The sequence below is a fragment of the Bacillus yapensis genome, assembly GCF_005280205.1.
Classification (GTDB): Bacteria; Bacillota; Bacilli; order Bacillales; family Cytobacillaceae; genus Robertmurraya; species Robertmurraya yapensis.
In genome coordinates, this window is sequence record NZ_SUND01000005.1 from 159,031 (window position 1) to 185,482 (window position 26,452).

General features: G+C 39.5%; 25 protein-coding genes, 2 pseudogenes and 1 riboswitch. Of the genes and pseudogenes, 16 read left to right on the forward strand and 11 right to left on the reverse strand.

Features of this window, described 5'->3' with window-relative positions; translation table 11 throughout:
- The first annotated feature begins 6 nt into the window (after positions 1-6).
- Positions 7-465, forward strand: coding sequence for a GNAT family N-acetyltransferase (locus FAR12_RS08470; RefSeq protein WP_126408262.1), 459 nt, complete (start codon positions 7-9; stop codon positions 463-465).
- Between the two features lie 48 nt (positions 466-513).
- Here the strand turns inward: FAR12_RS08470 and FAR12_RS08475 are convergent, their stop codons facing one another.
- Positions 514-846, reverse strand: a complete 333-nt coding sequence (locus FAR12_RS08475) for a MerR family transcriptional regulator (protein WP_126408263.1) — start codon at positions 844-846, stop codon at positions 514-516.
- Between the two features lie 179 nt (positions 847-1,025).
- Between FAR12_RS08475 and fbpA the strand changes: the two genes are divergently transcribed.
- Positions 1,026-1,208 carry a Fur-regulated basic protein FbpA gene (fbpA, locus tag FAR12_RS08480; RefSeq protein WP_126408264.1) on the forward strand — a complete coding sequence of 61 codons (183 nt, stop codon included), beginning with the start codon at positions 1,026-1,028 and terminating at the stop codon, positions 1,206-1,208.
- The gene (locus FAR12_RS23375) at positions 1,198-1,347 is read left to right on the forward strand and encodes a hypothetical protein (protein ID WP_170972137.1); all 150 of its coding nucleotides are present in this window, start codon (positions 1,198-1,200) and stop codon (positions 1,345-1,347) included. The genes fbpA and FAR12_RS23375 overlap by 11 nt, the downstream gene beginning before the upstream one ends.
- 250 nt (positions 1,348-1,597) lie before the next feature.
- Here FAR12_RS23375 and FAR12_RS23790 read toward each other — a convergent pair.
- Positions 1,598-2,912: pseudogene (locus FAR12_RS23790) on the reverse strand (RNA-guided endonuclease InsQ/TnpB family protein); the annotation flags it as partial.
- A 323-nt stretch (positions 2,913-3,235) separates the two neighbouring features.
- Here FAR12_RS23790 and FAR12_RS08500 point away from each other — a divergent pair.
- Positions 3,236-4,405: an MFS transporter gene (locus tag FAR12_RS08500; RefSeq protein WP_126408265.1), complete on the forward strand. Its 1,170-nt coding sequence runs from the start codon at positions 3,236-3,238 to the stop codon at positions 4,403-4,405.
- Positions 4,406-4,425: 20 nt separating this feature from the next.
- On the opposite strand, the gene FAR12_RS08505 is transcribed toward FAR12_RS08500, so the two are convergent.
- Genes FAR12_RS08505 through FAR12_RS08520 form a run of 4 tightly spaced genes read right to left on the reverse strand, consistent with a single transcriptional unit; the run spans position 4,426 to position 8,685 of the window.
- Positions 4,426-5,445 carry a DUF2804 domain-containing protein gene (locus tag FAR12_RS08505; RefSeq protein WP_126408266.1) on the reverse strand — a complete coding sequence of 340 codons (1,020 nt, stop codon included), beginning with the start codon at positions 5,443-5,445 and terminating at the stop codon, positions 4,426-4,428.
- Positions 5,446-5,459: 14 nt separating this feature from the next.
- Positions 5,460-6,407, reverse strand: a complete 948-nt coding sequence (msrA, locus tag FAR12_RS08510; RefSeq protein ID WP_126408267.1) for a peptide-methionine (S)-S-oxide reductase MsrA — start codon at positions 6,405-6,407, stop codon at positions 5,460-5,462.
- Entirely contained in the window at positions 6,404-7,306 is a 903-nt protein-coding gene (locus FAR12_RS08515) for an aminoglycoside phosphotransferase family protein (RefSeq protein ID WP_126408268.1), read from the reverse strand. The genes msrA and FAR12_RS08515 overlap by 4 nt, the downstream gene beginning before the upstream one ends.
- 5 nt (positions 7,307-7,311) lie before the next feature.
- Positions 7,312-8,685: a sigma-54 interaction domain-containing protein gene (locus FAR12_RS08520; protein WP_126408269.1), complete on the reverse strand. Its 1,374-nt coding sequence runs from the start codon at positions 8,683-8,685 to the stop codon at positions 7,312-7,314.
- Between the two features lie 258 nt (positions 8,686-8,943).
- Here FAR12_RS08520 and FAR12_RS08525 point away from each other — a divergent pair, with 258 nt between their 5' ends.
- Entirely contained in the window at positions 8,944-9,864 is a 921-nt protein-coding gene (locus FAR12_RS08525) for a proline dehydrogenase family protein (protein ID WP_126408270.1), read from the forward strand.
- A gap of 94 nt (positions 9,865-9,958) precedes the next feature.
- Here the strand turns inward: FAR12_RS08525 and FAR12_RS08530 are convergent, their stop codons facing one another.
- The gene (locus FAR12_RS08530; RefSeq protein ID WP_126408271.1) at positions 9,959-11,689 is read right to left on the reverse strand and encodes a methyl-accepting chemotaxis protein; all 1,731 of its coding nucleotides are present in this window, start codon (positions 11,687-11,689) and stop codon (positions 9,959-9,961) included.
- A gap of 183 nt (positions 11,690-11,872) precedes the next feature.
- On the opposite strand from FAR12_RS08530, the gene FAR12_RS08535 reads away from it, so the two are divergent.
- From FAR12_RS08535 to FAR12_RS08575, 9 genes and pseudogenes are all read left to right on the forward strand, one after another.
- Complete coding sequence (locus tag FAR12_RS08535; RefSeq protein WP_126408272.1) at positions 11,873-13,615, forward strand: sensor histidine kinase; 1,743 nt, start codon at positions 11,873-11,875, stop codon at positions 13,613-13,615.
- Positions 13,612-14,342, forward strand: a pseudogene (locus FAR12_RS08540) (LytR/AlgR family response regulator transcription factor). The gene FAR12_RS08535 and the pseudogene FAR12_RS08540 overlap by 4 nt, the downstream one beginning before the upstream one ends.
- Before the next feature lie 132 nt (positions 14,343-14,474).
- Positions 14,475-15,926, forward strand: a complete 1,452-nt coding sequence (locus FAR12_RS08545; RefSeq protein ID WP_126408273.1) for a carbon starvation CstA family protein — start codon at positions 14,475-14,477, stop codon at positions 15,924-15,926.
- 310 nt (positions 15,927-16,236) lie between these two features.
- Positions 16,237-16,662 carry a hypothetical protein gene (locus FAR12_RS08550; protein ID WP_126408274.1) on the forward strand — a complete coding sequence of 142 codons (426 nt, stop codon included), beginning with the start codon at positions 16,237-16,239 and terminating at the stop codon, positions 16,660-16,662.
- A gap of 64 nt (positions 16,663-16,726) precedes the next feature.
- Positions 16,727-17,506, forward strand: coding sequence for a hypothetical protein (locus FAR12_RS08555; RefSeq protein WP_126408275.1), 780 nt, complete (start codon positions 16,727-16,729; stop codon positions 17,504-17,506).
- Positions 17,507-17,579: 73 nt separating this feature from the next.
- Complete coding sequence (locus tag FAR12_RS08560) at positions 17,580-18,116, forward strand: head completion/stabilization protein (protein WP_126408276.1); 537 nt, start codon at positions 17,580-17,582, stop codon at positions 18,114-18,116.
- A 16-nt stretch (positions 18,117-18,132) separates the two neighbouring features.
- The gene (gene lepB, locus FAR12_RS08565; protein WP_126408277.1) at positions 18,133-18,675 is read left to right on the forward strand and encodes a signal peptidase I; all 543 of its coding nucleotides are present in this window, start codon (positions 18,133-18,135) and stop codon (positions 18,673-18,675) included.
- Positions 18,676-18,780: 105 nt separating this feature from the next.
- The gene (locus FAR12_RS08570; RefSeq protein ID WP_170972140.1) at positions 18,781-19,656 is read left to right on the forward strand and encodes a PucR family transcriptional regulator; all 876 of its coding nucleotides are present in this window, start codon (positions 18,781-18,783) and stop codon (positions 19,654-19,656) included.
- 113 nt (positions 19,657-19,769) lie between these two features.
- The gene (locus tag FAR12_RS08575; RefSeq protein ID WP_126408279.1) at positions 19,770-20,876 is read left to right on the forward strand and encodes an ABC transporter ATP-binding protein; all 1,107 of its coding nucleotides are present in this window, start codon (positions 19,770-19,772) and stop codon (positions 20,874-20,876) included.
- 43 nt (positions 20,877-20,919) lie between these two features.
- On the opposite strand, the gene FAR12_RS08580 is transcribed toward FAR12_RS08575, so the two are convergent.
- Positions 20,920-21,288 carry a winged helix-turn-helix transcriptional regulator gene (locus FAR12_RS08580; RefSeq protein WP_126408280.1) on the reverse strand — a complete coding sequence of 123 codons (369 nt, stop codon included), beginning with the start codon at positions 21,286-21,288 and terminating at the stop codon, positions 20,920-20,922.
- Between the two features lie 149 nt (positions 21,289-21,437).
- Between FAR12_RS08580 and FAR12_RS08585 the strand changes: the two genes are divergently transcribed.
- Both FAR12_RS08585 and FAR12_RS08590 read left to right on the forward strand, forming a co-directional pair.
- Entirely contained in the window at positions 21,438-22,628 is a 1,191-nt protein-coding gene (locus tag FAR12_RS08585; protein WP_126408281.1) for an MFS transporter, read from the forward strand.
- Entirely contained in the window at positions 22,625-23,461 is an 837-nt protein-coding gene (locus tag FAR12_RS08590; RefSeq protein WP_126408282.1) for an aldo/keto reductase, read from the forward strand. The genes FAR12_RS08585 and FAR12_RS08590 overlap by 4 nt, the downstream gene beginning before the upstream one ends.
- A gap of 40 nt (positions 23,462-23,501) precedes the next feature.
- Here the strand turns inward: FAR12_RS08590 and FAR12_RS08595 are convergent, their stop codons facing one another.
- From FAR12_RS08595 to FAR12_RS08605, 3 genes are all read right to left on the reverse strand, one after another.
- Positions 23,502-24,236, reverse strand: coding sequence for an amino acid ABC transporter ATP-binding protein (locus tag FAR12_RS08595; RefSeq protein WP_126408283.1), 735 nt, complete (start codon positions 24,234-24,236; stop codon positions 23,502-23,504).
- Positions 24,237-24,252: 16 nt separating this feature from the next.
- Positions 24,253-24,993, reverse strand: a complete 741-nt coding sequence (locus FAR12_RS08600) for an amino acid ABC transporter permease (RefSeq protein ID WP_126408284.1) — start codon at positions 24,991-24,993, stop codon at positions 24,253-24,255.
- Between the two features lie 86 nt (positions 24,994-25,079).
- Entirely contained in the window at positions 25,080-25,919 is an 840-nt protein-coding gene (locus tag FAR12_RS08605; RefSeq protein WP_126408285.1) for a transporter substrate-binding domain-containing protein, read from the reverse strand.
- A 110-nt stretch (positions 25,920-26,029) separates the two neighbouring features.
- A riboswitch (Lysine riboswitch) is annotated at positions 26,030-26,214 on the reverse strand.
- Positions 26,215-26,452 lie beyond the last annotated feature (238 nt).

Genomic DNA, 26,452 nt, shown 5'->3' on the forward strand with positions numbered 1-26,452 from the left:
ACGAACATGTATCAATACTTTAATGGGCTCGTGATTCGAGAGGGAACAGAAGGAATTCCTGCGAAGTATGTAGAAGCACTTTTTGAAGATGCCGGTTGGGCAAGAAATACACCGGATTGGCAGAAAGAAAAATTCTCTTTAATATTCAAGAATTCCACGTGGGCCTTTACCGTTTGGGATCAAAATCGAATGATCGGCATGGCCCGAGTCATCTCTGATCAAATCATGGCTGCCAATATCATGGACTTAATTGTGCATTCCGATTATCACGGAAAGGGTGTCGGGAAAAAACTTGTAGAGCTTTGTGTTCAGAAGCTTCCACATGGTGATTGGTTCGCTCATACCTCTTCAAATAATTTTCCATTCTATCTCAAGTGCGGCTTCGAGGTAGATAATATTACACAGCATGGAACCTGTTCCTATTATGGGTACATACAAGCTAAAAGAGACGGACATAGATTGTGAAATTGATAAAAAACCAGATCACTATGGATCTGGTTTCTTTCATCACCTTTAGTTCTTTCCCTTTGGGATACCAAAGCGTGCGTTCAGTTGCCCACGCAGCATTTGATTACGAATTTTTGCATCATCCTCTCGCTTTTTGTCCTTTAACATTTCCTGTCTAATCTCGTAGGTGCGGACCCCTTCATCCCGTTTATTCGCAATATCAATAAGTCGTTCTACATCGGAAAAGGAGTACTTTCTATTTCCTCTTTCTGTTCGTTCTGGAAAAATAAGCTTTCTTTCTTCGTAATACCTGATTTGCCTCTCAGAAAGACCCGTTAATTCACTAACGACACCTATTGTAATTACCTTTCGACTCTTATATAAAGGGTCCTCTTTCATCACTTCACCCCTCGAGTTGTTTTTTCAATTATATAATGGATTGAATGAAAGCATTAGCATTTTGTCAGATTATCTTACACAAAAATAAAAAGATGGTAATATTTCCTCACAAAACAAGTGAATTTAATGGCATTTCTCCATACAATGTCTGTATAGTCAAAAACAAAGGGTGAGAACGCATGCCATATCTAAGAAATGCTGTGGAGAAAAGGCGGGATCAGGTCATCACATTTTTAGTCAAGTCAGGTACTTTTAAGCGGGAAGATATTCAATCATTAACACTCTCCGAGCTTGAAGTAGAATATAAAAAAGTCGCAAAGACCAACAAAGGTAAGAAGGGAGTTCGCAATCATGGCAAATAAAGATGTTATCGATTTAGCAAAAAAAATTGTAGAGCTCGATCTATTGCGAGATCAAATTTACGAAAGCTTCGCGGAGGCAGCAGGAGAGCGAGCGGATGAACTTCTTAGAAGAGTTCAAAACAGCCAAAGAGTCGTATGAATACTCCCCCACCTAAAATGTCTACGCATTTTTGAGGAAGGGGTTTCTGCTGTATCGATCGAATTCACTTCAAGCTTCTAAGTAATCCGAACGTTTAACAAGCAGTGGACCTGTCACATTGGTGTATTCACACCCAGACCCTCTATCCCATCGGTCATGCCTTTGGGACTTCTTTTTATATGATCATTTTCTGTGGTTCCCATATTTGAACCGTTTCTACCTTGAATTCCTGCTTGTCTTTCAATTTTACAAGTACCTTTTTTAATATATTGGCTGCACCGTTCACGTCCGCATTAATCAGTAGACCACGTTCAGTGCGATATAAACCACGCTTAATCCGTTTACCTGAGAACTGGATGTTTTGACTACATTCGCCATATGTCGGTACATCATCATCTAGAAAACTCGCCTTAGAGGTGTAGGATTCTTCCGTGACAATGACATTAATTCCATTACGAGCTGCTTTATATTCAATCATCTTGATTAGTAAAGAATGAGGAATATGGACAAAAGATTGATTACTTCGTTTTCCGATGTGTATTTGTTGTTTCCACTCTTTATTTTGACCGATGATGATGGTGTTAATATTCTCATTTAAAGCAATCTGAACAATTCGATAGTTGCTTTATGAAAAATATCCTTTATTTTGAATGACCTTGTTTGATGCAATTTTTCTAATCGTTTCGATGTAAATATTCCTTCACTAGGTTGTTTTCCGTGTCTTAATATCCCGAGATAGTGGGCCTTTCTTTTATTATAGTATTGATTGATCGATTTGATATTTTGGCCCTTGATTAATACAGGATTTCTACCTGTATTTGTCACGATGGTTGCCAAATTATCAATCCCAAGATCAATACTCATGTATCTTCCGTTATCAACTAATATTTCCTGTTCCGATTGGACTTCCATGACTAACTCCACCATATATTCATGGTGTTTTGGAATCACTCGAACCTGTTTTAACTTTCCTTCTGAAAGAGCCAATTTCCCGATATTCAATCGTTCTTTCGTTTTAGGAAATTTTAGATGTTTGTTGTTTTTAATGACACAATCCTGATTGGTAAAGAGTATCTCTTTTTCTTCTGAACGACAATATTTTGGGATTTTAGGTCTTCCCTTATATTTTGTTGGATTTAGTTTGTAGTCTGCTAAACTAGCATAAAAGGATTTCCAATTTTGGAATACAACTTTCATCACTCCTTGGCTTGATTGGGTGGGGAGTGAACGGTAATCAGGTTGTCCAATACGTTTGAATAATGCGTCCAGAAAATTGTAGTCTACATACGGCTTATCTTTTGTCGGCATTACAAATTCGTTTAATTTCACTTCTTTTTGTTTTTCGATTGGTTTCTTTTGTTGGATTTTTAGTTTTTTTGATAGGCTACTATTTGAATGTCATTCATAGGTTGGAGGTTTTGTTGGATCGTACGAACGACTTCTTGTTGTAGAGGTTGGAGTTTCTTTTCTTGGGTGAATGAAGTAAAGACTTGGCGGATATAAAAGTTAGTGGTGTTGTATAAATTCTTAGCATTTTGGGTCATCTGTTGAAAATATGGATACATTTTATGCCCTTTTTTTACCCTAATCTGATGAGTACTGTAATTTTTACTCTCACTAATCCCCTCGGTCACTTATAACACCTCCCTTAATACCATTATACCAAACACACGTTCTATAAATCCATCCTTAATATGAAATTTATTAAAAAACGCCAATTCACCCCCTCCTTAATTTTTGGAACTTAAATTTGAAGAAGGGGTACTCTTGACAATTTTGATAGAAAATGAAGTGTCTCTGATTGAGGCGCTTTTTTTAAGTGAATTTCTATTTTCCACCAGAACAGTGATATAATTTTCCTTGATATTAATCGCTTGGAGTGGACAATTTGGAAGCTAAAAAATCTTTGCCTATTTTGTTCGCCATCATGTTTCTTGTGATGGTTGGATTTGGCATCATTATTCCCGTGCTACCCTTTTATGCGGAGGAAATCGGGGCATCTCCTACTGAACTTGGCTTACTGATGGCCGTTTACTCATTTATGCAACTTATTTTTGCTCCGATATGGGGACGAATTTCTGATCGCATTGGGCGTAAGCCGGTCATTATGATTGGAATCCTAGGACTATCTTTATCCTTTTTCCTCATGGCCATTTCAACCCAACTGTGGATGCTGTTTCTCGCACGGATCCTTGGCGGATTCCTTTCTTCTGCCAACATGCCAACTGTAATGGCGTATGTTGCGGATATCACATCTGAGGAAAACAGAGGAAAAGGAATGGGTGTGATTGGTGCCGCCACTGGTCTTGGCTTTATTTTCGGACCAGCTATCGGTGGTGTTTTTTCAGAAACAGCTTTAGGATTACCCTTTTACATTGCTGGCGGAACATCATTTGTTACCTTTTTTATCGTCATGATTGTGCTAAAAGAATCGTTGGCACCTGAAAATCGCAAGCGATCCGAACGCAAAAATCCATTCAAACAAGCTTTGAACGGACCTACTTCGTTCTTATTTTTTCTACAATTCTTTGTCTCCATTTCGTTAGCTGGCTTAGAAGCAACCTTTGCCTACTTTGCTGCTGAAAAGGCGGACTTAGATGCTGTTAAGCTAGGCTATATCTTCATGATTATGGGCTTGGCGCAAGCGTATGTTCAAGGTGGATTAATTGGGAAGCTCACAAAGAAATGGGGAGAGGGAACGGTTATCCAAATTGGGATTGTGATTTCAGCGGTAGGCTTTGGTCTAATTTTACTAACCGATAATTTTGTCACAGCTGCGATTTATTTAACGATCTTCGGTATCGGAAATGGACTTATTCGACCTGGCGTCTCGTCGTTATTGACAAAAAAATCAACCGCAGGGCACGGAAGTACAACGGGATTGTTGTCCTCATTTGATTCACTTGGGAGAATTATTGGCCCTCCATTAGGTGGCTGGCTCTTTTCTGTTTCGCTCGGCCTTCCTTATCTTTCAGGAATTGTCTTATCCGTTGTTGCGATAATCTTATTCCAATCGTATTCAAGTCGTGCACGAAAATTGGCGTTCGAAAAAAACTAGGAGGCAACAGTGCCTCCTTTTTACCATTTTGCCGCGTGATCCTCTGCCCAACCAAGAAGATTCTCGATCCTAATTTCTTCTCCCGTATCCGTTCGAATCGTGCCACTAAAGGTTCCAATCATTTGATGCACCTCGGACTCAATGATGACAGCTTTTGTTGCCGCAACTCTTTCAAACAGCGGAATGAAAGTTAAGGAAACTTGATTCGACTCCTCTGTCGTCAATTTCCACGGTTTCATATAATCGTTTGAATCGTATTCCCATTGAATTTTTTCGTTGATTTTACTTAGCTTTCCGTCTACAACAATTCCATTTTCCGTCTGACCTGTTCCATCCGTCCATTGTCCTCCAAAATTAAGACCAACCGTTTTTCCACTGACTGCTCCAGAGGCAGCAGCCCAGTTCCAAGTCGACTGATATGGCCAAATCCCACGACCATAATCTAAGCACCCAAAGGTTTCATGCGATTGCAACGTGTACTCGCCACCCTCCCATTTCACAACACCTTCAGCTGGTAATGCCGTTTGCTTAGACGTGTATTGGAAACGCGATTTGCTCCACGGAACAACGACATTCAATGTCTCATGTCCATTTGGTCGGTGAACCTTTATTTCTGCTGAAAGAGGCTGATTTTCCCCGCTAAAATTTGGACAGTCGACTTTGATGAGTGTCGCATCTCCCTCTTCTTCAAAGTGAATCTTCATTTCCTTCGTATCGACTCGGACAGTTGCAGCCACCTCTTCCGGCATCCGACAACCTATTCCTAAAGGAATCAAAGTTGTTTTCTCATGAAATTTCAGTGTCTTTAAGTCGAGCACATACACAAATAGGACAGCTGCATAATCAAGGTGTGAGATTGTCGCAGAAAAAAGCATGTCAGGACTCGTGACACACCAGTAGTTCCATTTTTTCTTTCTCAAGAAACTCCCGGAAAGATTGGATCTTATGTACGGTTGTCTTCCCCATCCAACACTTGCAAGTGATAGTTGCCCCGTCTTATCACATAGATTAGTCGGGCTTGTTATTTCTTTCATAATCATATTTGTTTCCCCTTTTAAAATAATTTCAAATACTGCCCATATCCCTCTTCTAAAAGCTTGTCTTTGGGTACAAACCGTAACGCTGCTGAATTAATACAATAACGTGCTCGATCTGGTCCTGGACCATCATCAAAGACATGACCAAGGTGAGAATCTGAAGTCTTTGCTCGTACTTCAATTCTTCTCATGCCATGGGATGTATCAAACTTCTCTTCTAATTCGGTTCGTCGAATTGGCTTTGTAAAGCTCGGCCAACCACAGCCAGCATCGTATTTATCCAAGGAGCTAAACAATGGCTCCCCCGAGATAATATCTACATAAATTCCATCACCAAACTCATCCCAATACTCGTTTTGAAAAGGAGGTTCGGTTGCATTCTTCCTCGTCACCTCATATTGAAGAGGAGTCAATATTTCTCGAAGCTCTCCATCACTTTTGACTTTACTCCAGTTCTCCCGAATAAACTTCGCTCTCCCTGATCCTTCCTTATACAAATTGTAGTGAAAGGGATTCTTTTTATAATAATCCTGATGCTTTTCTTCTGCCTTGTAAAAAGGGCCTGCAGGAAGAATTTCAGTCACAATTGGCTTTTGAAAATGACTACCAATTGCCTCCTTCGAACCTTTCGCCGCTAGACGCTGTCCCTCGTTATGATAAAAAATCGCTGTTCGATATGAGGATCCCCGATCATTAAATTGACCGCCTGCATCCGTCGGATCAACTTGCTGCCAATACAATTCAAGCATCTTTTCATATGGAAATACAGCAGGATCAAAGGTAATCTGAACCGCTTCATAATGACCCGTTGTATCCGAACACACCTCTTCATAGGTTGGATTTTCCGTATGACCACCTGTGTAACCCGAGATCACTTCCTTGATCCCAGGTTGCTCATCAAATGGAGACACCATGCACCAAAAGCAACCACCTGCAAAGGTCGCTTTTTCAAATTGAACAGTCATTCCCTGTCCTCCTCTATCCATTTTAAAAACCATTCGGCACATTGATAAGGACGTAACCAGTCTGGATCTCCGTCTTCTACCGCCCAGAAAGCGTACAGTGTCGACAAAGCCAAAGCCGCTTTCAATAGTTTCAACCGTTCTAAGCTTAATCCGTCGCAGAGCCTGTTGATGCGTAGTTCCAAAATTTCTTGAGGATTATCCTTAAGCTGATTTGTTAAAAATGAGACCAAATCAAAATAAGGATTACCGACTACACCCTTTGGATCAATCGCAAACCAACCATGGACATCCGAGTATAGAATATTTTCATGATGCAAATCCCCATGTAAAAGCTCTTCATTCTCCGAAGAACTTTCGCGAAAATAAGACTGAGCTTTCAAAACCAGCTCTTCTGAAATTAATCCGTCTAGATGCGCCTTGCTATTTTGATAGCGCGAAAGACCTTCCATCCAATGCCCCAAAGAAGGAAATTCACCATCACTTGGCCGTGGTCGGCGAATAGCCTTCCATACTTTTATATATTTTTCAATAATCTGCTCCTCATCCTCTAGCTGAGAAAGCATCGTCCCTGGAATCAATTGTTCAAGAAGCATGACACCATTGTCGATATCCGTCTTCAATATTCTCGCACAACCGGTCCCTCCATACGCTTCAATCGCTCGAACCTCATTCGAGAAATCTCGACCAGCAAGTCCAAACTTTAAAATGCCAGGATTACCGTCCTCATCAACCACCTTCAGGACATAATTATAGGACAAGTTTGAAACAGGCCCTAGAGAAGTCAGCCCCCATTTATCTAAATATGTGGCAACAAGTTGTTCAAGCCCAGCTAACCAGCTAGAACCTTCTTCACGAAAAGCCCCTATTATTTTGTCCCGAAACGTACTCGGAATTTCCATTTGATTCACTCCTTCTCAAAAGTAATCCCATATTTCCTCATTTTTGCATACAACGTGGCACGAGACATGCCGAGCTTTTTCGCAGTGATGCTCTTATTTCCATAGGTACTTTGAAGCGCTTCGATAATTCGTTCCTTTTCAAGTTGCGCTTTTTCCGCAGTGAGGGAAAATGACTTCACCTCCGTTGTCCTTGCTCCAAAATGAAAGAGCGATGAAACATCTGCTTCCATAATCTGTCCATTGTCACTTAAAACAACGAGCCTTTCGATCATATTGCGAAGTTCGCGAATGTTCCCTGGCCAATCGTATTCACAAAGCAAAGCTAATGCATGTGGCTCAATCGCGTAATCTTGTTTTTGATACTTGTACGTGAATTCTTCTAAAAAATCATAAATAAGATACGGAATATCGTCTCTTCTTTCTCGTAGTGATGGAATATCGATTGAAAAAACATTTAAGCGATAATACAAATCTGAACGAAAAGTTCCTTCAGCAACCATTTTGTCTAATTGCCGATTAGTCGCTGCCACAATTCGAACATCGACTTTTTTCGGAACTAACCCACCTATTCGGTACATTTCCTTGTCTTGAAGCGCTCTTAAAAGCTTCACCTGCATTTCGAGTGGAAGCTCCCCGACCTCATCTAAGAATAATGTTCCGCCGCTCGCCAACTCCAGCTTTCCTGGCTTTCCTCCTTTGGTCGCACCAGTATACGCTCCCCCTTCATATCCAAAGAGCTCACTTTCAAAGAGGGCATTTGGGATCGCCCCACAGTTAATAGGGATAAACGGTTTGCCATTTCGCAGACTTTTCTCATGAATGGCATGGGCAAATAATTCTTTCCCAACCCCACTTTCACCCGTAATTAGGATCGTTGCATCGGTTTTGGCCATTTTTTTCGCTTGATGGATGATTTGTTGAATGGTTGTATTGATCCCTTTGATTTTTGAAAAAGGATCATCATGCTGAAGCTTGATATGCTGCCTAAGCTGTTGCAATTCCTTTGAAGCTGAAGTTAGTCTCTCATTTAGCTGTATTGTAGAGGAAATATCCTTTTCCAACGAAAGGCTCCCAATCACCTCATTATGTTCATTGTGGATCAGACTTGTACTAATGAGGACATGCTTATCGGGCCGCGGAATATGATAAACATCTCGCACCGGGATTCCCGTTTCCAATACCTTCAGATGCATAACATCCTCTTGCACAAAAAAATCTCGAATATTTTTTCCTAATATCTCTTCTTTCTTGATTTGGTACGTGTTTTCCGCTGCTTCATTCCAATAGACAAGCTCTCCTTTTGTATTGACAACAGAAATAGCTTCTTCTGAGGAAGATAAAACAGCATATAAGGTTTGAAGTGCAAATTCATGATCCATGTATATCACCAACCTATAAATTGTATAAAAACTATACACCATTAAACACTTTTGTTGATAAAACCATACAATTTTATATATGGGAAGTAAAGACTATTTATTAGAAAGTTACAAATTCCCTAACATTTTTTTCTTTTTGAACTTTTGGCACGTTTTTTGCAAATATATTGAAACAAGAAAACCAATGATTACACTTAGACATACTCTAAAAGTAAGCGGTTGCTTGATTAATAAATAAAGAGTTACGGGGGAATTAAGATGATCGCAACTGTATCCAAAAATTTTTTTCTCTATCTTTCTCAAAATAAAGGCTTAAACCAGGCCGCTAAAAAATGGGGACTGAAATTTGGTGCTGCACAGGTTGTCGCTGGAGTCACGATTGAACATGCGATGCAAACAGTTAAGGACCTGAACGAAAAAGGAATCGTATGTACACTGGACCATTTAGGAGAGTTTGTATCTAGTAGAGAGGAAGCAATCCAAGCAACCGAATACAATGTACGAACTTTAGAAGCCATCGGCAAAACAGGTGTGAATAGTAATTTATCCGTGAAAATGACGCAGCTTGGGCTCGATATTGATAAGGATTTTTGCATTAAAAATATGTGCCAAATTCTCGATGCTGCCAAGCGAACAAATAATTTCGTACGCATCGATATGGAGGATTATTCCCATTGCCAGGTGACGCTCGATATTTTGAGAGAGCTTCGTGAGGTGTATGGTTTTGATAATGTCGGTACCGTGATTCAAGCCTATTTACATCGTTCTCTTGATGATGTGAAAGACTTAAAAGGCATTCCTCTTCGATTAGTAAAAGGAGCTTATAAAGAGGACCCATCTGTTGCCTATCAAGATAAGCCGGTTATTGATAAAAACTATATGAGGCTGATTGAAGAGCATTTATTGAGCGGAAGCTATACAGCGATCGCTTCCCATGATCACCATATCATTGCCAAAGTTAAGGATTTTGTTAAAAAGAACAATATTCCGAATAACCAATTTGAGTTTCAAATGCTGTACGGTTTTCGTACTGAATTACAGCAGAGTCTTGTAAAAGAAGGCTACAAAATGCGCGTCTATGTCCCATTCGGTGACGATTGGTTCGGCTATTTCATGCGCCGCCTGGCGGAAAGACCACAAAACGTCTCATTTGCGGTAAAAGGGTTTTTCTCGAAATAATAATGAAGAAGCTATCCTTTGGGATAGCTTCGCTGTTTTTAGGTGACTTTTTTGGTGTTTTAGTAGAGTTGCAACACACGGAAAATACAAAACCTTACTTATTTTCAAATTCAAAGCGTTCAGATAGCTCTGAAAGGGATTGGGACAATTGATGTAGCTTCACACCAATCTGATTGGTTCCTTCCATTTGTTCGATTTGATTTTCGCTTAATGATAGCATTTCCTCAGAGCTTGCCAATGTCTCCTGGGAGATCGAGGCAAAGTTAACGGTCGCTTGTTCTAGCGTTGGTAAAATCGTCGCCAATTGCCCTAACTCCTCTTGAATTCCTTTGAGACGACCGCTTTCTTCTTTTATTTCAGCCATTAATTCATCAAAGGATGATCTCGATTCATTCGCCATCGTTAAATTCGTCTTAATTTTCCCATGCATGTTAGCAAATTCCTCAGTCGCACCGACCGCGATTTTTTCCATGTTCCCAATGGCTAAAGACATTTCCACCGTTGCTTTACCAGATTGCTCAGCTAGCTTTCGAACTTCTTGCGCAACAACAGCAAACCCTTTTCCAGCTTCCCCTGCCCGGACGGCTTCGATCGATGCATTCAGTGCGAGTAGCTTCGTTTGTTCAGCAATTCCACTTACTAAGCCAACTAGCTTGGTAATCGAACTAGAGAATTCTCTTACTTCATTAATCGTTCGAGTTAACTGGCCAAAGTCTTCCTCAAACTGAAAATTACTCGTAATTAACTCACGAATATGGGTTTCTCCATGCTTCGCTGTTAGATTCATTTTTTGAGAACTTGTAAAAACATCCTCCATCTTCAGCATCATTTCTTCAATCAATCTCTTCATGTCTTTAAAACTCTCAGCATTTTCACCCGAGCTACTTGCCGTTTGTTCGGCACCCATTTTCACTACATTAATTGCCGAAACCAAATGATGACTAAAATCGAGGGTATTTTGAGAAGACTGCATAAGCTCTTCCCCAGTGTCCTCTAGATCCTTCGTCGTCCCCTTCAGCTCCTGTAAAATTTGACTCATATGCGAAATCATCGATTGATAGCTTTTATGAAGGGATGTGATTTCTGGTACGGTTGTCCTCATCTCACTAGCTGCTTGTAGCTTACCATCACGAACTGCTCTCATCGTATCTTGCAGGGCATTCAGAGGCTTCGTAACCGTTCTGACCAAAAGAAGAACAATCACCGTTGCGATCAAGATACTAAGGGCAATCCCCGCTAGAATAAAATAAACCATCTGATTGACTGGTCCCATATAAGAACTCGTTGGAATCAGCATCACATACGTCCCGCTAAGCTCTTTTATTTCACGGTACGTAATCGTATAATCAACATTCCCTACCTTTTCATGAATTAATCCGTTTTTAGAAGACGTAAGCTCCGAGACCAATTCTTTTGAAAGAGTAGGAATTGTTTTTTGACTCACCTTAAAAGGAGTGACTTTCCCATCTGTTATGTACAACATCTCTGAGGAAACTCCATCTTTTTTCAATAGTTCCTGTTGCGAGCGGACACTTGACTCAAGCTGTTGCTTAAAGTATTCCTCGTCACTGACATAAACAAATTTTAAATTTTCAGCAGTGCTGCTCATGATTTCCGTTTCTCGAATCAACCTTTTTTCGATCGTTTCCATCGTTGTATCTTTGGCAATTACATAGGCGCTAGCTCCCACTCCCACAACGGAAATAACAAGTAATGATACGAATAAAATGAACAATCTTTTCCCTAATGTAAGCTTCTGTAGAAAAGATTCTTTTAATCTCGCTAATGATTTTGACCTAGTTTTCTTCAAGCTGCCACCCTCCATCATCCTACGATCAGACTATATGAAAAATTATACAGTTGCTATGTAAATATAATGTAAAGAATGCGGATGTTACGTTAAGTGAATGTAAAGATTACCCAGCTATCATTCTTCTAAATTGTGTAATTAATTAAGTGAATACTGTTATAATCATTGTAAATAGGGGAATGAAAAAGGGGTATTTTCATGTTTGTTCTATTAATTACGATGCTCGAACGTCTCGGAATCTTAGTCATGATCGCCTTTATTTTTACGAGATTTCGTTTTTTTCGAGATATGATTTATCAAGATGCACTCAATCGAAAGCAGCAATTTACTGCCATCATCTTTTTCGGAGCATTCGGGATCATCGGTACTTATTCTGGACTCACGCTTAGTACGGATAGCCTGCAGTTTGACCTTTGGACAACGGGCTTAAGTTCAAATGAAGCGATTGCCAATTCCCGTGTCATCGGTGTGGTCGTTGCTGGGTTGCTTGGGGGTTATAAAGTAGGCATTGGCGCAGGAATTATAGCCGGACTTCACCGTTTTACCTTAGGCGGATTTACGGCTATTGCTTGTGGACTTGCAGCCATCGTTTCCGGTGTCATTTCTGGCATGTTTCACAAAAAGAATAAGCACGTAAAACTAAAAACAGCCTTCTTAATTGGTTTCTTATCCGAATCCATCCAAATGCTGATCATTCTCCTTCTCTCTCGTCCCTTTGAAAAAGCGGTCGCGTTGGTTGAAGTCATTGGGATTCCGATGATATTGGCAAATGGTTTAGGCTGTGCACTATTTCTCTTAATCATAAAAAATGTCATTAATGAAGAAGAAAAGGCCGGTTCCCTCATTGCTCAAAAAACATTGAGGATTGCAGACAAGACCCTCTCTCATCTTAGAAACGGACTATCCTTGAAGACAGCGAACGAGGTCTGTCAGATTTTACATAGAGAAATACACACAAGCGCAGTGGCGATTACCAATTTAACCGATATATTGGCTCATGTCGGAAAAGGCGCGGACCATCATCGTGCGGATAGCCCTATTCAGACACAGATTACGATAGACGCGATTCAAAAAGGTGAGATTATCATTGCCAATCGGGAATTAATTCAGTGTCGGAAAAAGGGTTGCCCGTTAGATACCGTCGTTATTGCTCCTCTTAAACAGCGCAGCAATACGATTGGTACGCTGAAATTTTACTTTAATTCGGAAAAAGAAATCACTCCTGTCGCGATGGAACTCATTTCAGGAATCAGCTCTCTACTCAGCAATCAGCTTGAATTGGCTGATGTGGACAAGGCTTATCAGCTGGCGAAGGAAGCGGAAATTAAGGTACTCCAGGCACAAATTAGCCCGCACTTTCTCTTTAATTCTCTAAATACGATTCTGTCTCTCATCCGCATCGATCCGAATAAAGCTAGGAAACTACTTGTGTTTCTCTCAAAATTTTTGCGCCAAAATTTACAAAGCACAACCGAAAGTGTTACAACACTTGAGCAGGAACTCAAACATGTAGAGGCCTATCTTGCCATTGAAGAAGCTCGTTTCGTCAATAAATTAAAAATCCAATATGAAGTTGATGAAGCTGCGCTTTATCAAGAAATCCCCCCACTCACATTGCAACCGATTGTGGAGAATGCAATAAAACATGGAATGATGAACAAAGAAAGCAATTTTATTCTGAAGATTTGTATCAAGATGGAAAACGAGTTGGTCCAAGTTGTAATCGAAGACAATGGCTGCGGCATGAGTAATGAGCGAGCTGAGCAGATCAGTATTGCTCCAATTGATTCTGAAACAGGGAACGGACTCGCCCTTTACAATGTGAACCGAAGACTGACGATGAAGTTTGGCCAGACTTCTTCTTTAAAAATTAAAAGTAAAGTAAATGTAGGAACAGCAGTAAGTTTCTCTATTCCTACTGTGGAGGTGAATCCAGTATGACAAGGAATATCAAGGCCCTTATCGTTGATGATGAATTGTATAGTCGCGAGGAGTTGAAGCATTAAGCTCCTATCCTTTTATCCAAATTGTCGGAGAGGCTGAGTCTGGGGAAGCTACCATTATGAAGACAATCGAACTTGCACCAGATGTCGTTTTTTTAGATGTGGAAATGCCGAAGACCTCAGGAATGGCAACCGCAAAAGCTTTGTTGGAGCTAAAAAAAGTGCCTCTCATTGTGTTTGCAACAGCCTATCCGCAATTTGCTGCAGAGGCTTTTCGTTTGAACGCAGTGGATTATCTATTAAAGCCTTATGACGACGAACAGCTGCAGGAAACGATCGAGCGTATCGAGAAAATCTTTTATCATGAGAAAGAGCCTGGAGTAGAGACGTTTTCTGGCAAACTAGCGGTAGAAGCTGATGGTGAAATACTCTACCTTGAGCCAAAAGATATTTTATACATTATTAAAGATGAAAAAATGACCAAGCTGGTGACGAAGACAACTGAATACGAAACGAAATCCTCTTTGAAGGACTTGGAAAATAAACTCATCAACTATTGCTTCTTTCGGATTCATAAAAGTTTCTTAGTTAATTTAGAATATGTGACCCGTTTAACCCCATGGTTTAACGGAGCTTATCAGTTGCAATTAGCTGGTAGAAAAGAGCTGCTATCCGTTAGTAGAAATTACGTAAAGGCATTACGACAACGTCTAGAAATTAGGTAAACACTATTCTCTGCATGTAAACCCTTACAAACAACACGATAATCTGTATTTTCTGCTTTTCATTCCGAAAACTCCCTACTAACCTCTTACTTTTTTATAATGAAATGTAGGAATGAACAAAGGAGTGAGGAAATGTATACGTTTTTAGCAGGAATTGTACTTCTAGTTGTCGGTTATTTCACCTATGGGAAATTTGTTGAAAAAGTGTTTGGGGTAAAAGAAGAACGGGCAACACCAGCTTATGTGAACGCTGATGGCGTCGATTACATCCCAATGGGCACTGCAAAGAACTCATTAATTCAATTATTAAATATTGCAGGTACCGGACCTGTTTTTGGTCCTATTATGGGAGCGCTTTACGGGCCAGTTGCGTTCATCTGGATTGTTGTCGGTTGTATTTTTGCCGGTGCGGTTCATGATTACTTAACGGGGATGATCTCGATCCGCAATAAAGGGGCTCACCTTCCTCAGCTTGCAAGCAAGTTCTTAGGTAAAGTCATGAAGCATGTCGTAAACGCATTTGCTGTTCTTCTATTGCTTTTAGTTGGAACCGTTTTCGTGTCTACACCAGCAAGTCTACTTCATGTTTTAATGGATGGAAAAATTGCTTTAGGTATTATTATCGCTGCTATTTTTGTTTATTATATTTTAGCTACTTTGTTACCAGTTGATAAGATTATTGGTCGCTTATACCCTTACTTTGGGGCGATTCTATTAATCAGTGCAGTTGGTGTAGGCGTTGGATTACTTGTTACAGGAGCTCCAATTCCTGAAATTTCATTATCGAACTTCCACCCTGATAACGCACCGATTTTCCCACTATTATTCTTTACGATTACTTGTGGGGCACTATCAGGATTCCATGCTACACAAACGCCAATTATTTCACGTACTACACAAAAAGAAAAACAAGGTCGCAAAATTTTCTACGGTATGATGATTGCAGAAGGTATTATCGCTATGATCTGGGCTGCTGCTGCGATGAGTATGTTTGATGGCTATAACGGGTTGAATGAAATTCTTGCTGCAGGTGGACCAGGAGCAATCGTAAGTGAAGTTTCTACTACTCTATTAGGTGCAATTGGCGGAACACTTGCTGTTCTAGGTGTTGTCGTATTACCAATCACTTCTGGAGATACTGCTTTCCGTAGCGCACGTATGATTATTGCCGATTACTTAAACATTGCACAAATGAAATTATCAAGCCGTTTATGGATCGCAATTCCATTATTCGTAGTTTCTGTTGCGTTAACTCAAATTGATTTTAATATTCTTTGGAGATATTTTAGCTGGGCGAACCAAGCGACAGCCGTTATCGCCTTATTCGTCGGTGCGATGTACCTATACATCGCTAAAAAGAACTACTATATCTCTTTAATTCCAGGATCCTTTATGCTTGTTATGGTTATCACCTATATCCTAAATGCCCAAATCGGCTTTGGAATGTCCATGACAGTCTCTTGGATTGGTGGCTTTGTTCTATCGGCTGTCCTTCTAGTCCTATTCTTCATCGCTGGGAATAAGCATAGAGCGAACAATCTTGCACTTGATGAAGATATTTCTGGTTGGAATAAGGTTGCTTAATCGACTAACTTTTATAATTTAAACTTGTAACCCGTTCCCTGGGGCATTCGAATGCCTAGGGGACGGTTTTTTTGTTGGTATTTCTTTAAACAGAACAAATATTGTTCTTTATAATTAACGAAATAGTTAGAAATCGTAAGAATTTTAAAGAAAATACGTAATAAAGTACTATTTTTGTTCGTTATTTAGAAAATATGAGCGAATTTGAGGTTTTCCATTACTAGGAAAATTGTCATATACTATGAAAGGAAGTTCGTTAAATAGAACAAACCAACGAACGTAACATGATTTTAGCGAAAGGATAGGTGATATGAAAAAGCTAGTAGTTCTCCTATTTACTTGTTTCTTGTTGGTTGGAACTGCTTATGCAAGTTCGAATGCCAGCGAAGCATTATCAAGCTGGTACAAGAAAGAACAGACAAATAGCAATAACGTACTCTTCACCAGCATAGCAGGCGGCATTATAGACATCTTCGTTTCCACAACCAAGCAAACAGCAATATTAAAAGAACAAGCCGCATCCACGCTCTCATCTATCTCCTTAGAAAAAAATGCAGACATGAAGACAAGCATCGAAAGCTACCACAAAAACTATCAAACTCAATTACTTGAGTCAACAAACAACTTAGATCCAGAAAGCTACTTTCAAGAATATACAGAAACGAAAAAGGTTCAACTAAACTCAGAGCTTGACGAGGATATTGAATCTATGATTTCAGAGGTATTCGGAAACTAGGTTATGAGATTTACTCAGTAAATTTCTAATAAAAAAAATTAAAAAATGAGAGGAAGTAAGAGAAATGAAATTGAACACAGTTAAAGGTAAAATCGTCGCAGGAGTCGTAACAATCGGATTAGTATCAGGAGTTGGCGCAGCATTCGCAGACTCAAATGTAGCAGTTTCATTACAAAATTGGTATAACAAACAATTCAACACTGAAGCAGCAAAAATGGAGCAACCACTTAGAGACTATGCAGAACAGAAAACACAACAAGTTATAAATGAGGGCCTTGCAATGTTACGTACTGCTAATAGTGAAATTGACGATACTAAAGTTACATCTATTACAAATTCAACATCTTCTATTAATCAAGCTGCAAATGCACATATCACAGCTCTTCAAACAAAAGAAACTGCAATCTACAATAATATCGAAAAGCAGTTTGATGGTATTGAAAATACTGCTTTGTCAATGTTGAATAAAATGGCTGTTGAAGGGCGGGCATATGCTGAGCGTTATCTTGAACAATCCACCTCTTCTACCGGAAGTCAGGCTGTTACAAAAGTTAACGAAGAGCTAACTAATGTGAAAAATGCTGCTGTACAAAAATTGAAAAAAGAAATCGAGAGTTCAAAAACGGATTTATACAATAAATTAACAACTGAGAGAGACGCGTCAGTACAAAGTTTGAAAAACGCAGTTGATGCTAAAATCCTAGAAGTTAAAACCGCTGTTCAAGCTACACTTAATGGATATGTTTCAGATCAACAAAAACTTATCCAAGACAAAGCTGCTGAAATAGAAGGTTCTGCTAAAACTGAATTGGATAATGCTGTAAATAACGGATTCAACGACTAATCCTTAACTATTTCCAAAATCAAGGGGTCTCATGCCATTTGAGACCCCATTGCTTTAATTAGGAGGAACCCTGATGGAAAGTAGATATGAAAAATTTAAAAAGAAGAAAACTTCTCGTCCAATTCGAGTACTGGTTGCAGCCCTATTTTTAACTTTTGCTATTGGCGGAAGTTTTTCAATCGCTTTTGCCGATTTGGATATTGATTCAACCATCCTCAGCTGGTTTGATCGCCAAGGTACGAAATCTATTGAAACGATAGAAACTGCCATTTCTTCTGAAAAAGAGATTCAATTACAACGTTTAAGAGAAGCATTACAAACGGAAATGACCAATGCTGAGCAACAATTAAATACTTTTACCGAAGCAGAAAAAGCGGCGCGTGTAAAATCCCTCCAAGATTATGCAGATCAATTAATCGCAAACCTTCAAGTTGATAACACAGAAGAAAAACAACAAATCGCAAGTCAGTTAGATGCTATCTTAACAGCTGCAAAAAATGAAATGAATTCTTTACAACCAACACAAAGCACCGAACCACCTGCCGAAGAAGAAGAAGAAGAAGTGGACTCTTCATCTGAAGAAGCCCCTTCCACTGAAATTAACAAATAATAAAGGATGATGTGACATGCGTGCAATCGGAGGAGCATACCTACATGAGGAAGAAGCAAAGGAGACGAAAAATCCTTGGTCTGAAGTTATAAGCTGGATCAAGTTTATTGCGATATTATTTGTTCTCTTCTTCATCTTCCGCTTTGCTTTAGGAATCATTATCGTCGATGGAAATTCGATGAACCCAACCTTAAAAAATCATGATGTCATTTTAACAAACAATATCTTTTTTCAACCCGAAAGAAATGACATCATTATTATAAAAACGAACGAAGGTTATGATATTGTGAAGCGTGTGATTGCATTGCCGAATGAAACTGTTGAAATTAAAAATGGGATAATCCTCATTAATGGTCAACCGTTAGAAGAAACACAAACAGCCGGTGTTTCAGATGATATGGCAGAGATTCTTGTCCAAGAAGGTACCTATTTTGTCCTGGGGGATAATCGAACTCCTGGAGAAAGCTTAGATAGTAGAAGTAGCGAGGTTGGACTCATATCACAAAACAATATTAAGGGGGAAGCCTTTTTTTCCGTTTTCCCATTTAAATCACTTTAAATAATTATCCAAAAAATTAAATATTTGAGCCCGAGAATAGTAGATTTGTCTATGGAAAATTTGATATGGTTAAGATACACACTAACCGATAAGAGGATTTTTCATATGCTAAAAAATTTGAAGTCCCTATTTCCAACTGCTATTTCAACAGATAACCCCCTTTTCGCTACTGAACAGGGGCTTTATTGGTTTAAAGAAGAGAATCACTTTCTTGGAATCCCAATGTCCGATATTAGTGAAGAACAGCTAACCTTGCTCACAACCTTATTTGAAACGGTTCAAACAAATCAACTTCATCTATCTGGTACGGCAAAGGCATGGCATTCCTTCTTATTTCTAGAAGGCACCCTACCGGCTATCACGAAACCGGTCCGTTTCATTCAATTGCAAATCAATCAAAAGGAACTTGGTGTGGAAGACGCGATTCAGGAATTCTTTCATGACGCCCTCTCTTTTGTTTGGTTAGATGAGAACAATGCCATCATTATAGAAGAAAAAGCAGATGTTTCCTTGCATGAAGATGAATTAAATTCGATTTCTACCACATTAGAAAATGATTTCTATATTAAACCGAAATTTTACATAGGGAAATTCAGACAGGAGCCAACTGTGCTCAAAGAAGCTTTCCAACTTGAGCGACAGCTCTTTGGAAAAGGTAGAACCCTTTTATCACAAGAAAGAGTATATACTTTTGAAAAGCTATTTCCAGTCACACTCGCCAACGATCTTCCAGGAGATACTCTTACCCTTTTGGAACAAGATGTAAGCAAAATACTCCTAGAGGATCCTGAGCTACTACAGACGCTCGAGGTATTCCTTGAATATAATTTCAATGCTTCTCTAGCTGCAAAAAAGCTGTATGTTCACCGCAACACGTTGCAATACCGGCTCGATAAGTTTACTGACAGAACGGGAATTAGCTTGAAAAGCTTTCAAAACGCATTTACTGTGTATCTCGCCTGCCTTCTTGCTAGAAAATAGACAAATTGCATAAAAAAGCACATACATTCTTGTGCAAGCTGTCATTGTTTAAATTTTATGACCCTTGTAAACTATGAATGTAAACCTTTTCATATACAAAGGAGGCAATTATAATGGCAGAGTTAAAATTAGATCATATATTCAAAATTTACGACAACAAAGTGACAGCTGTAAGTGACTTCAACTTAGATATCGAAGATAAAGAATTTATTGTATTCGTTGGTCCTTCTGGATGCGGTAAATCAACAACACTAAGAATGATTGCAGGACTAGAGGAAATTTCTAAAGGTGACCTTTACATTGACCAAAAGCGCGTTAACGATGTTCCTCCGAAGGATCGCGATATCGCGATGGTATTCCAAAACTATGCTCTTTATCCACATATGACTGTATATGATAATATGGCATTCGGATTAAAGCTTCGTAAATTCTCAAAAGATGAGATCGATAAGCGCGTAAAAGAAGCTGCAAAAATCTTAGGACTTGAAGAGTATTTAAAGCGTAAGCCAAAAGCTCTTTCTGGTGGTCAGCGCCAGCGTGTTGCTTTAGGACGTGCGATTGTCCGAGATGCAAAAGTATTCTTAATGGATGAGCCTTTATCGAATCTAGATGCGAAGCTTCGCGTACAGATGCGTGCTGAGATCGTTAAGCTTCACCGTCGTTTAGAAACAACGACTATCTATGTAACCCATGACCAAACAGAAGCAATGACAATGGCAACTCGCCTAGTTGTTATGAAAGACGGTATCGTTCAGCAAGTTGGAGCACCAAAAGATGTCTATGAATCTCCAGAAAATATCTTCGTTGCAGGCTTTATCGGCTCACCTGCTATGAACTTCTTTAACGGAAAAGTAGAAGAAGGAAGCTTTGTGATCGGTAATACGAAGCTTGCCATTCCGGGAGCAAAAATGAAAATGCTTCGTGACCAAGGTTACGTTGGGAAAGAAATCACTCTTGGTGTAAGACCAGAGGATATCCATGAAGAACAAGTATTCATCGACGCTTCTCAAGGTTCAGCGGTGAAAGTTACTGTTGACGTATCTGAGCTTACTGGAGCAGAAACAATGGTGTATTCTTCTATCGAAGGTCAAGATTTCATTGCACGTATTGATTCTCGTAGCAATATTGCTGCTGGCGAAAACCTTGAGCTTGCTCTTGATATGAACAAAGTACATTTCTTTGATAAAGAAACTGAATTAAGAGTTCGTTCTACGAACTAATATAAAAAACAGACAGGTCCCCGTGACTTGTCTGTTTTTTGCTTTACTTTAAATGTTCGTTTAACACACTTTCTTCTAGTACTGAGAATTTATCCCCGTACACTTTTTCAATATGGTGTTCTCCCCATGTACAAAGAGCGTTCAAAATGGTCTCCAAGCTCTTTCCATATTCACTTAACTCATACTCCACCTTTGGTGGAATTTGATTATACGTAATGCGATTGATTACCCCATCTGCCTCCAGTTCACGAAGCTGTTGGGTTAGCATTTTCTGCGTAATATCTGGCATTAACCGTTTTAATTCACTCGTCCGTTTCTTCCCATGTGTTAAATGACAAAGAATCACACATTTCCACTTTCCACCGATCACTTCCAAGGTGGCTTCGACGGATATATTGTATTTCTTTTTCATTGTTTGTCCTCCTTTTTATAGGCACTAAAAAGTACCTATAATACTTTTTTGTACCTATATTACTTTAAAGTACGTACTTTTCTTCCGAACACATATGTTCCATAATAGCATTTGCCGGCTCAAATACAAACATTTTTTAGGAGGAGATTATGTCTTTAGATAAGAAAAGAAGTACCTTGGCATTACTAGCATTAGCCGTAAGCGCATTTGCTATTGGTACTACAGAATTTATCAGCGTTGGGTTATTACCTCTTATCGCTGAAGACTTACACATATCCGTTACAACCGCTGGGTTGACGGTTTCCCTATATGCATTGGGCGTGACGTTCGGTGCACCGATTTTAACATCCCTTACATCAAGGATGTCTCGAAAAACATTACTACTTTTGATTATGGTCGTTTTTATTATCGGAAACAGCATAGCAGCAAGCTCAACCACGATTGGCGTATTACTTGTAGCTCGTGTGGTCTCTGCATTTTCCCATGGCGTCTTCATGTCCATTGGGTCTACCATCGCAGCTGACCTTGTTCCGGAAAATCGCCGCGCAAGTGCGATTTCGATTATGTTTACAGGGCTAACAATCGCAACTGTAACAGGAGTCCCATTTGGAACATTTATTGGACAGCAATTTGGTTGGCGAATGGCCTTTCTCGTCATCGTTGTCGTAGGCATTGTAGCTTTTATTGCTAATAGTATCCTTGTTCCTTCTGATTTACAAAAAGGGAAACAAACTACTTTTAAAGATCAGATCAAATTGGTAAGCAACGGTCGCCTTCTGCTTGTCTTTTTGATTACAGCACTAGGCTATGGCGGAACCTTTGTCGTTTTTACGTATTTATCACCAATGCTTCAAAGCATCACAGGATTTCAAGCAGAAACAGTCGCTATCATTCTTTTGGTATACGGAGTGGCGATTGCAATTGGCAATACGATAGGTGGACGTTTAGCGAATCACAATCCGATTAAAGCCTTATTCTATATGTTTTTAGTACAAGCTATCGTATTATTCATTTTGTATTTCACAGTTCCATTTAAAATAGCAGGTTTAATCACGATTTTCTTAATGGGACTCATGGCATTTATGAACGTCCCTGGCCTACAAGTGTATGTCGTCATCCTCGCAGAACGGTTTGTACCGTCGGCGGTTGACGTAGCATCGGCCATTAATATCGCTGCCTTTAACGCTGGAATCGCCATTGGCTCCTACTTAGGTGGCATGATTACAGACTCAATTGGTCTCATTCATACCTCATGGATTGGTGCGTTGATGGTATTAGTAGCAGCAATTTTATCATTATGGAGTAAAACACTAGAAAAAACGGAGGTACATCAATCATGAATTTACAATCTACAACAACTTTATCTAACGGAGTAAAAATGCCTTGGCTTGGTATCGGGGTATTCAAGGTAGAAGAAGGTCCAGAATTAGTAAATGCAGTAAAGTTTGCCATTAAAAATGGTTATCGCAGTGTTGATACTGCAGCGATCTATGGAAATGAAGAAGGTGTTGGCCAAGCGATCCGTGAAGGACTTGCTGAAATAGGACTTTCTCGCGAAGAGCTATTCGTTACATCAAAGGTTTGGAATGCTGATTTAGGCTACGAAGCTACGATTGCTGCTTACGAAACGAGCTTGGCGAAGCTTGGTCTTGATTATTTAGATCTATATTTAATCCATTGGCCAGTAGAAGGAAAGTTCAAAGATGCTTGGCGCGCACTAGAAACTCTTTATAAGGCAGGGAAAATCAAGGCAATTGGTGTAAGTAACTTCCAAATTCATCATCTTGAGGAACTCATGAAAGATGCAGAAATCAAGCCGATGATCAACCAAGTCGAGTATCACCCTCGTTTAACGCAAAAAGAGCTTCAAGCTTTTTGCCAGGATAACGGAATTCAATTAGAAGCATGGTCTCCTTTAATGCAGGGACAATTATTAGATAACCAAGTAATTCAAGAAATTGCTCAGAAATACGGAAAATCCGTTGCTCAAATCATCATTCGTTGGGATTTACAAAATGGTGTTATCACCATTCCGAAATCAACAAAAGAGCACAGAATCATCGAAAACTCTTCTGTTTTTGATTTCGAACTATCCAATGAAGATATGGAACGCATAAATGAATTGAATCAAAATCTTCGCGTAGGTCCAGATCCAGATAACTTTGATTTTTAATTAGAAAAACCGGGCAATCGTATCGCCCGGTTTTTTACGTTTATTTTAATGTCCGCTTCAAAAATTCTCTCGTTCTTTCCTGTGTTGGATTATTGAAGATCTGCTCTGGACTGCCTTCCTCAGCAATAACCCCTTTATCCATAAACACAACGCGGTCCGAAACTTCCTTCGCGAACTCCATTTCGTGCGTCACGATTAACATGGTTAAGCCTGTGCCCGCCAGTTCCTTCATGACCTTTAACACTTCTCCGACCATTTCTGGATCAAGCGCAGATGTCGGCTCGTCAAAAAGCATCACATCAGGCTCCATAGACAATGCTCTCGCAATAGCCACACGCTGTTTTTGCCCACCAGACAATTGCTTTGGTTTCGCATTAATATATTTATCCATGCCAACGACTTTTAAATACTTCATTGCAACTTTTTCAGCTTCTTCTCTAGAACGCTTCAGAACCTTGATTTGTCCAACAACACAGTTATTTAAAACGTTATGGTTATTAAATAAGTTAAATTGCTGGAACACCATGCCGAGGTTCTTTCGGTAAGCAAAAATGTCGTGCTTATCATCTAAAATATTTTCCCCGTGAAAAATAATTTGCCCGCCGCTTGGCTTTTCCAAAAGATTGATACAACGAAGAAGTGTTGATTTTCCGGAACCAGAAGAACCAATAATACTAACAACTTCCCCTTTGTTCACTGAGAAATCAATATCCTTTAATACCTCATGTGTTCCGAAGGATTTATTTAAATGCTGTACTTCAATCACTTTTTCCATATGCTCTCCTCCCTCCTCACATTTTTTGATTTAGATCTACTTCTTCTTTAAGCATTGTGTAATTATCCGGACCATCTAGTTTTCTTTCAAAATACAATAAGATTCTTGTCACAATAAACGTCATAACAAAATAGATCATACAAGCCACAAAGAAAGACTCAAAATATCTAAAGTTGTTTCCTGCCACTGATTTCGTTAAGAAATACAGTTCTGAAACGGAAATCACGTTCAATACAGACGTGTCTTTAATATTGATAACAAATTGGTTTCCTGTTGCCGGTAAAATATTGCGGACCACCTGTGGCAAGACGACATTCATCATCGTTTGAAAATGATTCATCCCGATTGCTTGCGCCGCTTCAAATTGTCCTTTATCAACAGATACAATTCCGCCACGGACGATTTCAGCCATATAAGCTCCCGTATTAATTGAAACAACAATAACCGCCGCTACCATAACGTTCATGTTAATATTGAACGCTAAAGCTGATCCATAATAAATGACCATTGCTTGGACAATCATTGGTGTTCCGCGGAAAAATTCGATATAGATTGATAAAATCACATTAACAATTTTTAAAAGTACTTTTTTCATTCCTCGTTCTGGTACAGGAATTGTACGAACCACACCGGCAAATAAACCGATGATGGCACCTATGATCGTACCAATCAACGCGATATAAAGCGTCATCCCTGCTCCACGAAGGAACATTGGCCAGTTTTCCGAGACGATCTTTACGATCCATTCAAAGCTCATGTTTCTCCCCCATTTAAAATATTTCTTCTACCACGATTCACATAAAACCGACTGCATCCTAGAGACACAGCCGGATATGATGGTTTTTATTGAGCAGCAGGTTGATTTTTAATAGCTGCATCCATTAATTTCGTACGGTCTTCATCAGAAATTCCTGCTAATACTTCATTAATCTTTTCTGTTAACTCACTGCCTTTTTCAAGTCCAACTGCGGTGTTTGTATCCTCTGACGATGTTTTAAAACCATCTTCAAATTCCACCATGACAAAATTATCGTTTGCACTAGAAGCACTGATTCCTTCAGGACGTTCAGAAACGTAACCATCAATAATGCCTGATTCAAGAGCTACACGCATTGCTGGGAAGTTATCCATGGCTGTTTGTTGTGACACGCCGTTAATTTGGTCAATCACGGAATAATGGAATGTGTTTAATTGAGCTGTGATTTTTGCTCCTTTAAAATCTTGGATCGAAGTCGCTCCCTCGAATTTGCTACCTTTTTTCACAACCATTACTAATTGTGAGCTATAGTAGTTATCTGAGAAGTCGATTGTCTTTTTACGTTCTGCAGTTGGAGACATCCCCGCAACAATCGCATCAATTTTTCCTGAAGTCAATGATGGCACAAGTCCATCCCATTCTGTTTTCACAATAACAAGTTTCTTCCCTAAACCGTCGGCGATTTTCTTTGCGATTTCTACATCATAACCGCCTGCATATTCCCCAGTACCTTCAATTTTTACCGCTCCATTAGAGTCGTCATTTTGTGTCCAGTTAAACGGAGCATAACCTGCTTCTAGACCGACTTTAAATGTATCTGCATCTGCGGAACCAGAACCTTGTGCACTTTCGCTTGATCCACAACCAGCTAATAGAATAATAGCTGAGAATAATAATACCAATAATAAAGATGCTTGCTTTTTCATTCTCCTCTTTCTCCTCCTATGTCTGTATGGACATCTAAACGACAAAAAACGACCTGAGATATACTCAGGTCGCAATATGTATAGTTGCCCTAAAGTCCTCTCTTTGCCCTAGTCGAGATAGCACAACTCAGTAAACTTGGGAGGTTCACTGAGACAGTCCTGCAGCTCTTAACTGCAGACCCAGCAAGCAATACTTGAGAATATTACTCACTTCGGCGATATTTCCTTCTCCTTAGAATCATTGCTTCTCAAAGCTCCTCTAAAGACTGTTAAACACCGCGCCTCTACCTCACTGTTCAAAGTGAGGTCACTATTAAATTCTATATTTAGGTTACATTTACTGCCGGATTCTGTCAACCTTTGAATAATAAATAATTATTTCCATATATTATCACTTTCTCTTTTTGACAATTTCTGAATGGTAGCTATTAAACAATTTTAGCGATGAATACTCCCCCACCTAAAATGCTAACCATTTTTGAGGAAGGGGTTTCTGCTGTATCGATCGAATTCACTTCAAGCTTCTAAGTAAT

What these genes read in the sequence shown, in the direction of transcription:
- FAR12_RS08470 (WP_126408262.1), top strand. Translation starts at nt 7, where the DNA reads ATGTATCAATACTTTAATGGGCTCGTGATTCGAGAGGGAACAGAAGGA.
- FAR12_RS08475 (WP_126408263.1), bottom strand. Translation starts at nt 846, where the DNA reads ATGAAAGAGGACCCTTTATATAAGAGTCGAAAGGTAATTACAATAGGT.
- fbpA (WP_126408264.1), top strand. Translation starts at nt 1,026, where the DNA reads ATGCCATATCTAAGAAATGCTGTGGAGAAAAGGCGGGATCAGGTCATC.
- FAR12_RS23375 (WP_170972137.1), top strand. Translation starts at nt 1,198, where the DNA reads ATGGCAAATAAAGATGTTATCGATTTAGCAAAAAAAATTGTAGAGCTC.
- FAR12_RS08505 (WP_126408266.1), bottom strand. Translation starts at nt 5,445, where the DNA reads ATGATTATGAAAGAAATAACAAGCCCGACTAATCTATGTGATAAGACG.
- msrA (WP_126408267.1), bottom strand. Translation starts at nt 6,407, where the DNA reads ATGACTGTTCAATTTGAAAAAGCGACCTTTGCAGGTGGTTGCTTTTGG.
- FAR12_RS08515 (WP_126408268.1), bottom strand. Translation starts at nt 7,306, where the DNA reads ATGGAAATTCCGAGTACGTTTCGGGACAAAATAATAGGGGCTTTTCGT.
- FAR12_RS08520 (WP_126408269.1), bottom strand. Translation starts at nt 8,685, where the DNA reads ATGGATCATGAATTTGCACTTCAAACCTTATATGCTGTTTTATCTTCC.
- FAR12_RS08525 (WP_126408270.1), top strand. Translation starts at nt 8,944, where the DNA reads ATGATCGCAACTGTATCCAAAAATTTTTTTCTCTATCTTTCTCAAAAT.
- FAR12_RS08530 (WP_126408271.1), bottom strand. Translation starts at nt 11,689, where the DNA reads ATGGAGGGTGGCAGCTTGAAGAAAACTAGGTCAAAATCATTAGCGAGA.
- FAR12_RS08535 (WP_126408272.1), top strand. Translation starts at nt 11,873, where the DNA reads ATGTTTGTTCTATTAATTACGATGCTCGAACGTCTCGGAATCTTAGTC.
- FAR12_RS08545 (WP_126408273.1), top strand. Translation starts at nt 14,475, where the DNA reads ATGTATACGTTTTTAGCAGGAATTGTACTTCTAGTTGTCGGTTATTTC.
- FAR12_RS08550 (WP_126408274.1), top strand. Translation starts at nt 16,237, where the DNA reads ATGAAAAAGCTAGTAGTTCTCCTATTTACTTGTTTCTTGTTGGTTGGA.
- FAR12_RS08555 (WP_126408275.1), top strand. Translation starts at nt 16,727, where the DNA reads ATGAAATTGAACACAGTTAAAGGTAAAATCGTCGCAGGAGTCGTAACA.
- FAR12_RS08560 (WP_126408276.1), top strand. Translation starts at nt 17,580, where the DNA reads ATGGAAAGTAGATATGAAAAATTTAAAAAGAAGAAAACTTCTCGTCCA.
- lepB (WP_126408277.1), top strand. Translation starts at nt 18,133, where the DNA reads ATGCGTGCAATCGGAGGAGCATACCTACATGAGGAAGAAGCAAAGGAG.
- FAR12_RS08570 (WP_170972140.1), top strand. Translation starts at nt 18,781, where the DNA reads ATGCTAAAAAATTTGAAGTCCCTATTTCCAACTGCTATTTCAACAGAT.
- FAR12_RS08575 (WP_126408279.1), top strand. Translation starts at nt 19,770, where the DNA reads ATGGCAGAGTTAAAATTAGATCATATATTCAAAATTTACGACAACAAA.
- FAR12_RS08580 (WP_126408280.1), bottom strand. Translation starts at nt 21,288, where the DNA reads ATGAAAAAGAAATACAATATATCCGTCGAAGCCACCTTGGAAGTGATC.
- FAR12_RS08585 (WP_126408281.1), top strand. Translation starts at nt 21,438, where the DNA reads ATGTCTTTAGATAAGAAAAGAAGTACCTTGGCATTACTAGCATTAGCC.
- FAR12_RS08590 (WP_126408282.1), top strand. Translation starts at nt 22,625, where the DNA reads ATGAATTTACAATCTACAACAACTTTATCTAACGGAGTAAAAATGCCT.
- FAR12_RS08595 (WP_126408283.1), bottom strand. Translation starts at nt 24,236, where the DNA reads ATGGAAAAAGTGATTGAAGTACAGCATTTAAATAAATCCTTCGGAACA.
- FAR12_RS08600 (WP_126408284.1), bottom strand. Translation starts at nt 24,993, where the DNA reads ATGAGCTTTGAATGGATCGTAAAGATCGTCTCGGAAAACTGGCCAATG.
- FAR12_RS08605 (WP_126408285.1), bottom strand. Translation starts at nt 25,919, where the DNA reads ATGAAAAAGCAAGCATCTTTATTATTGGTATTATTATTCTCAGCTATT.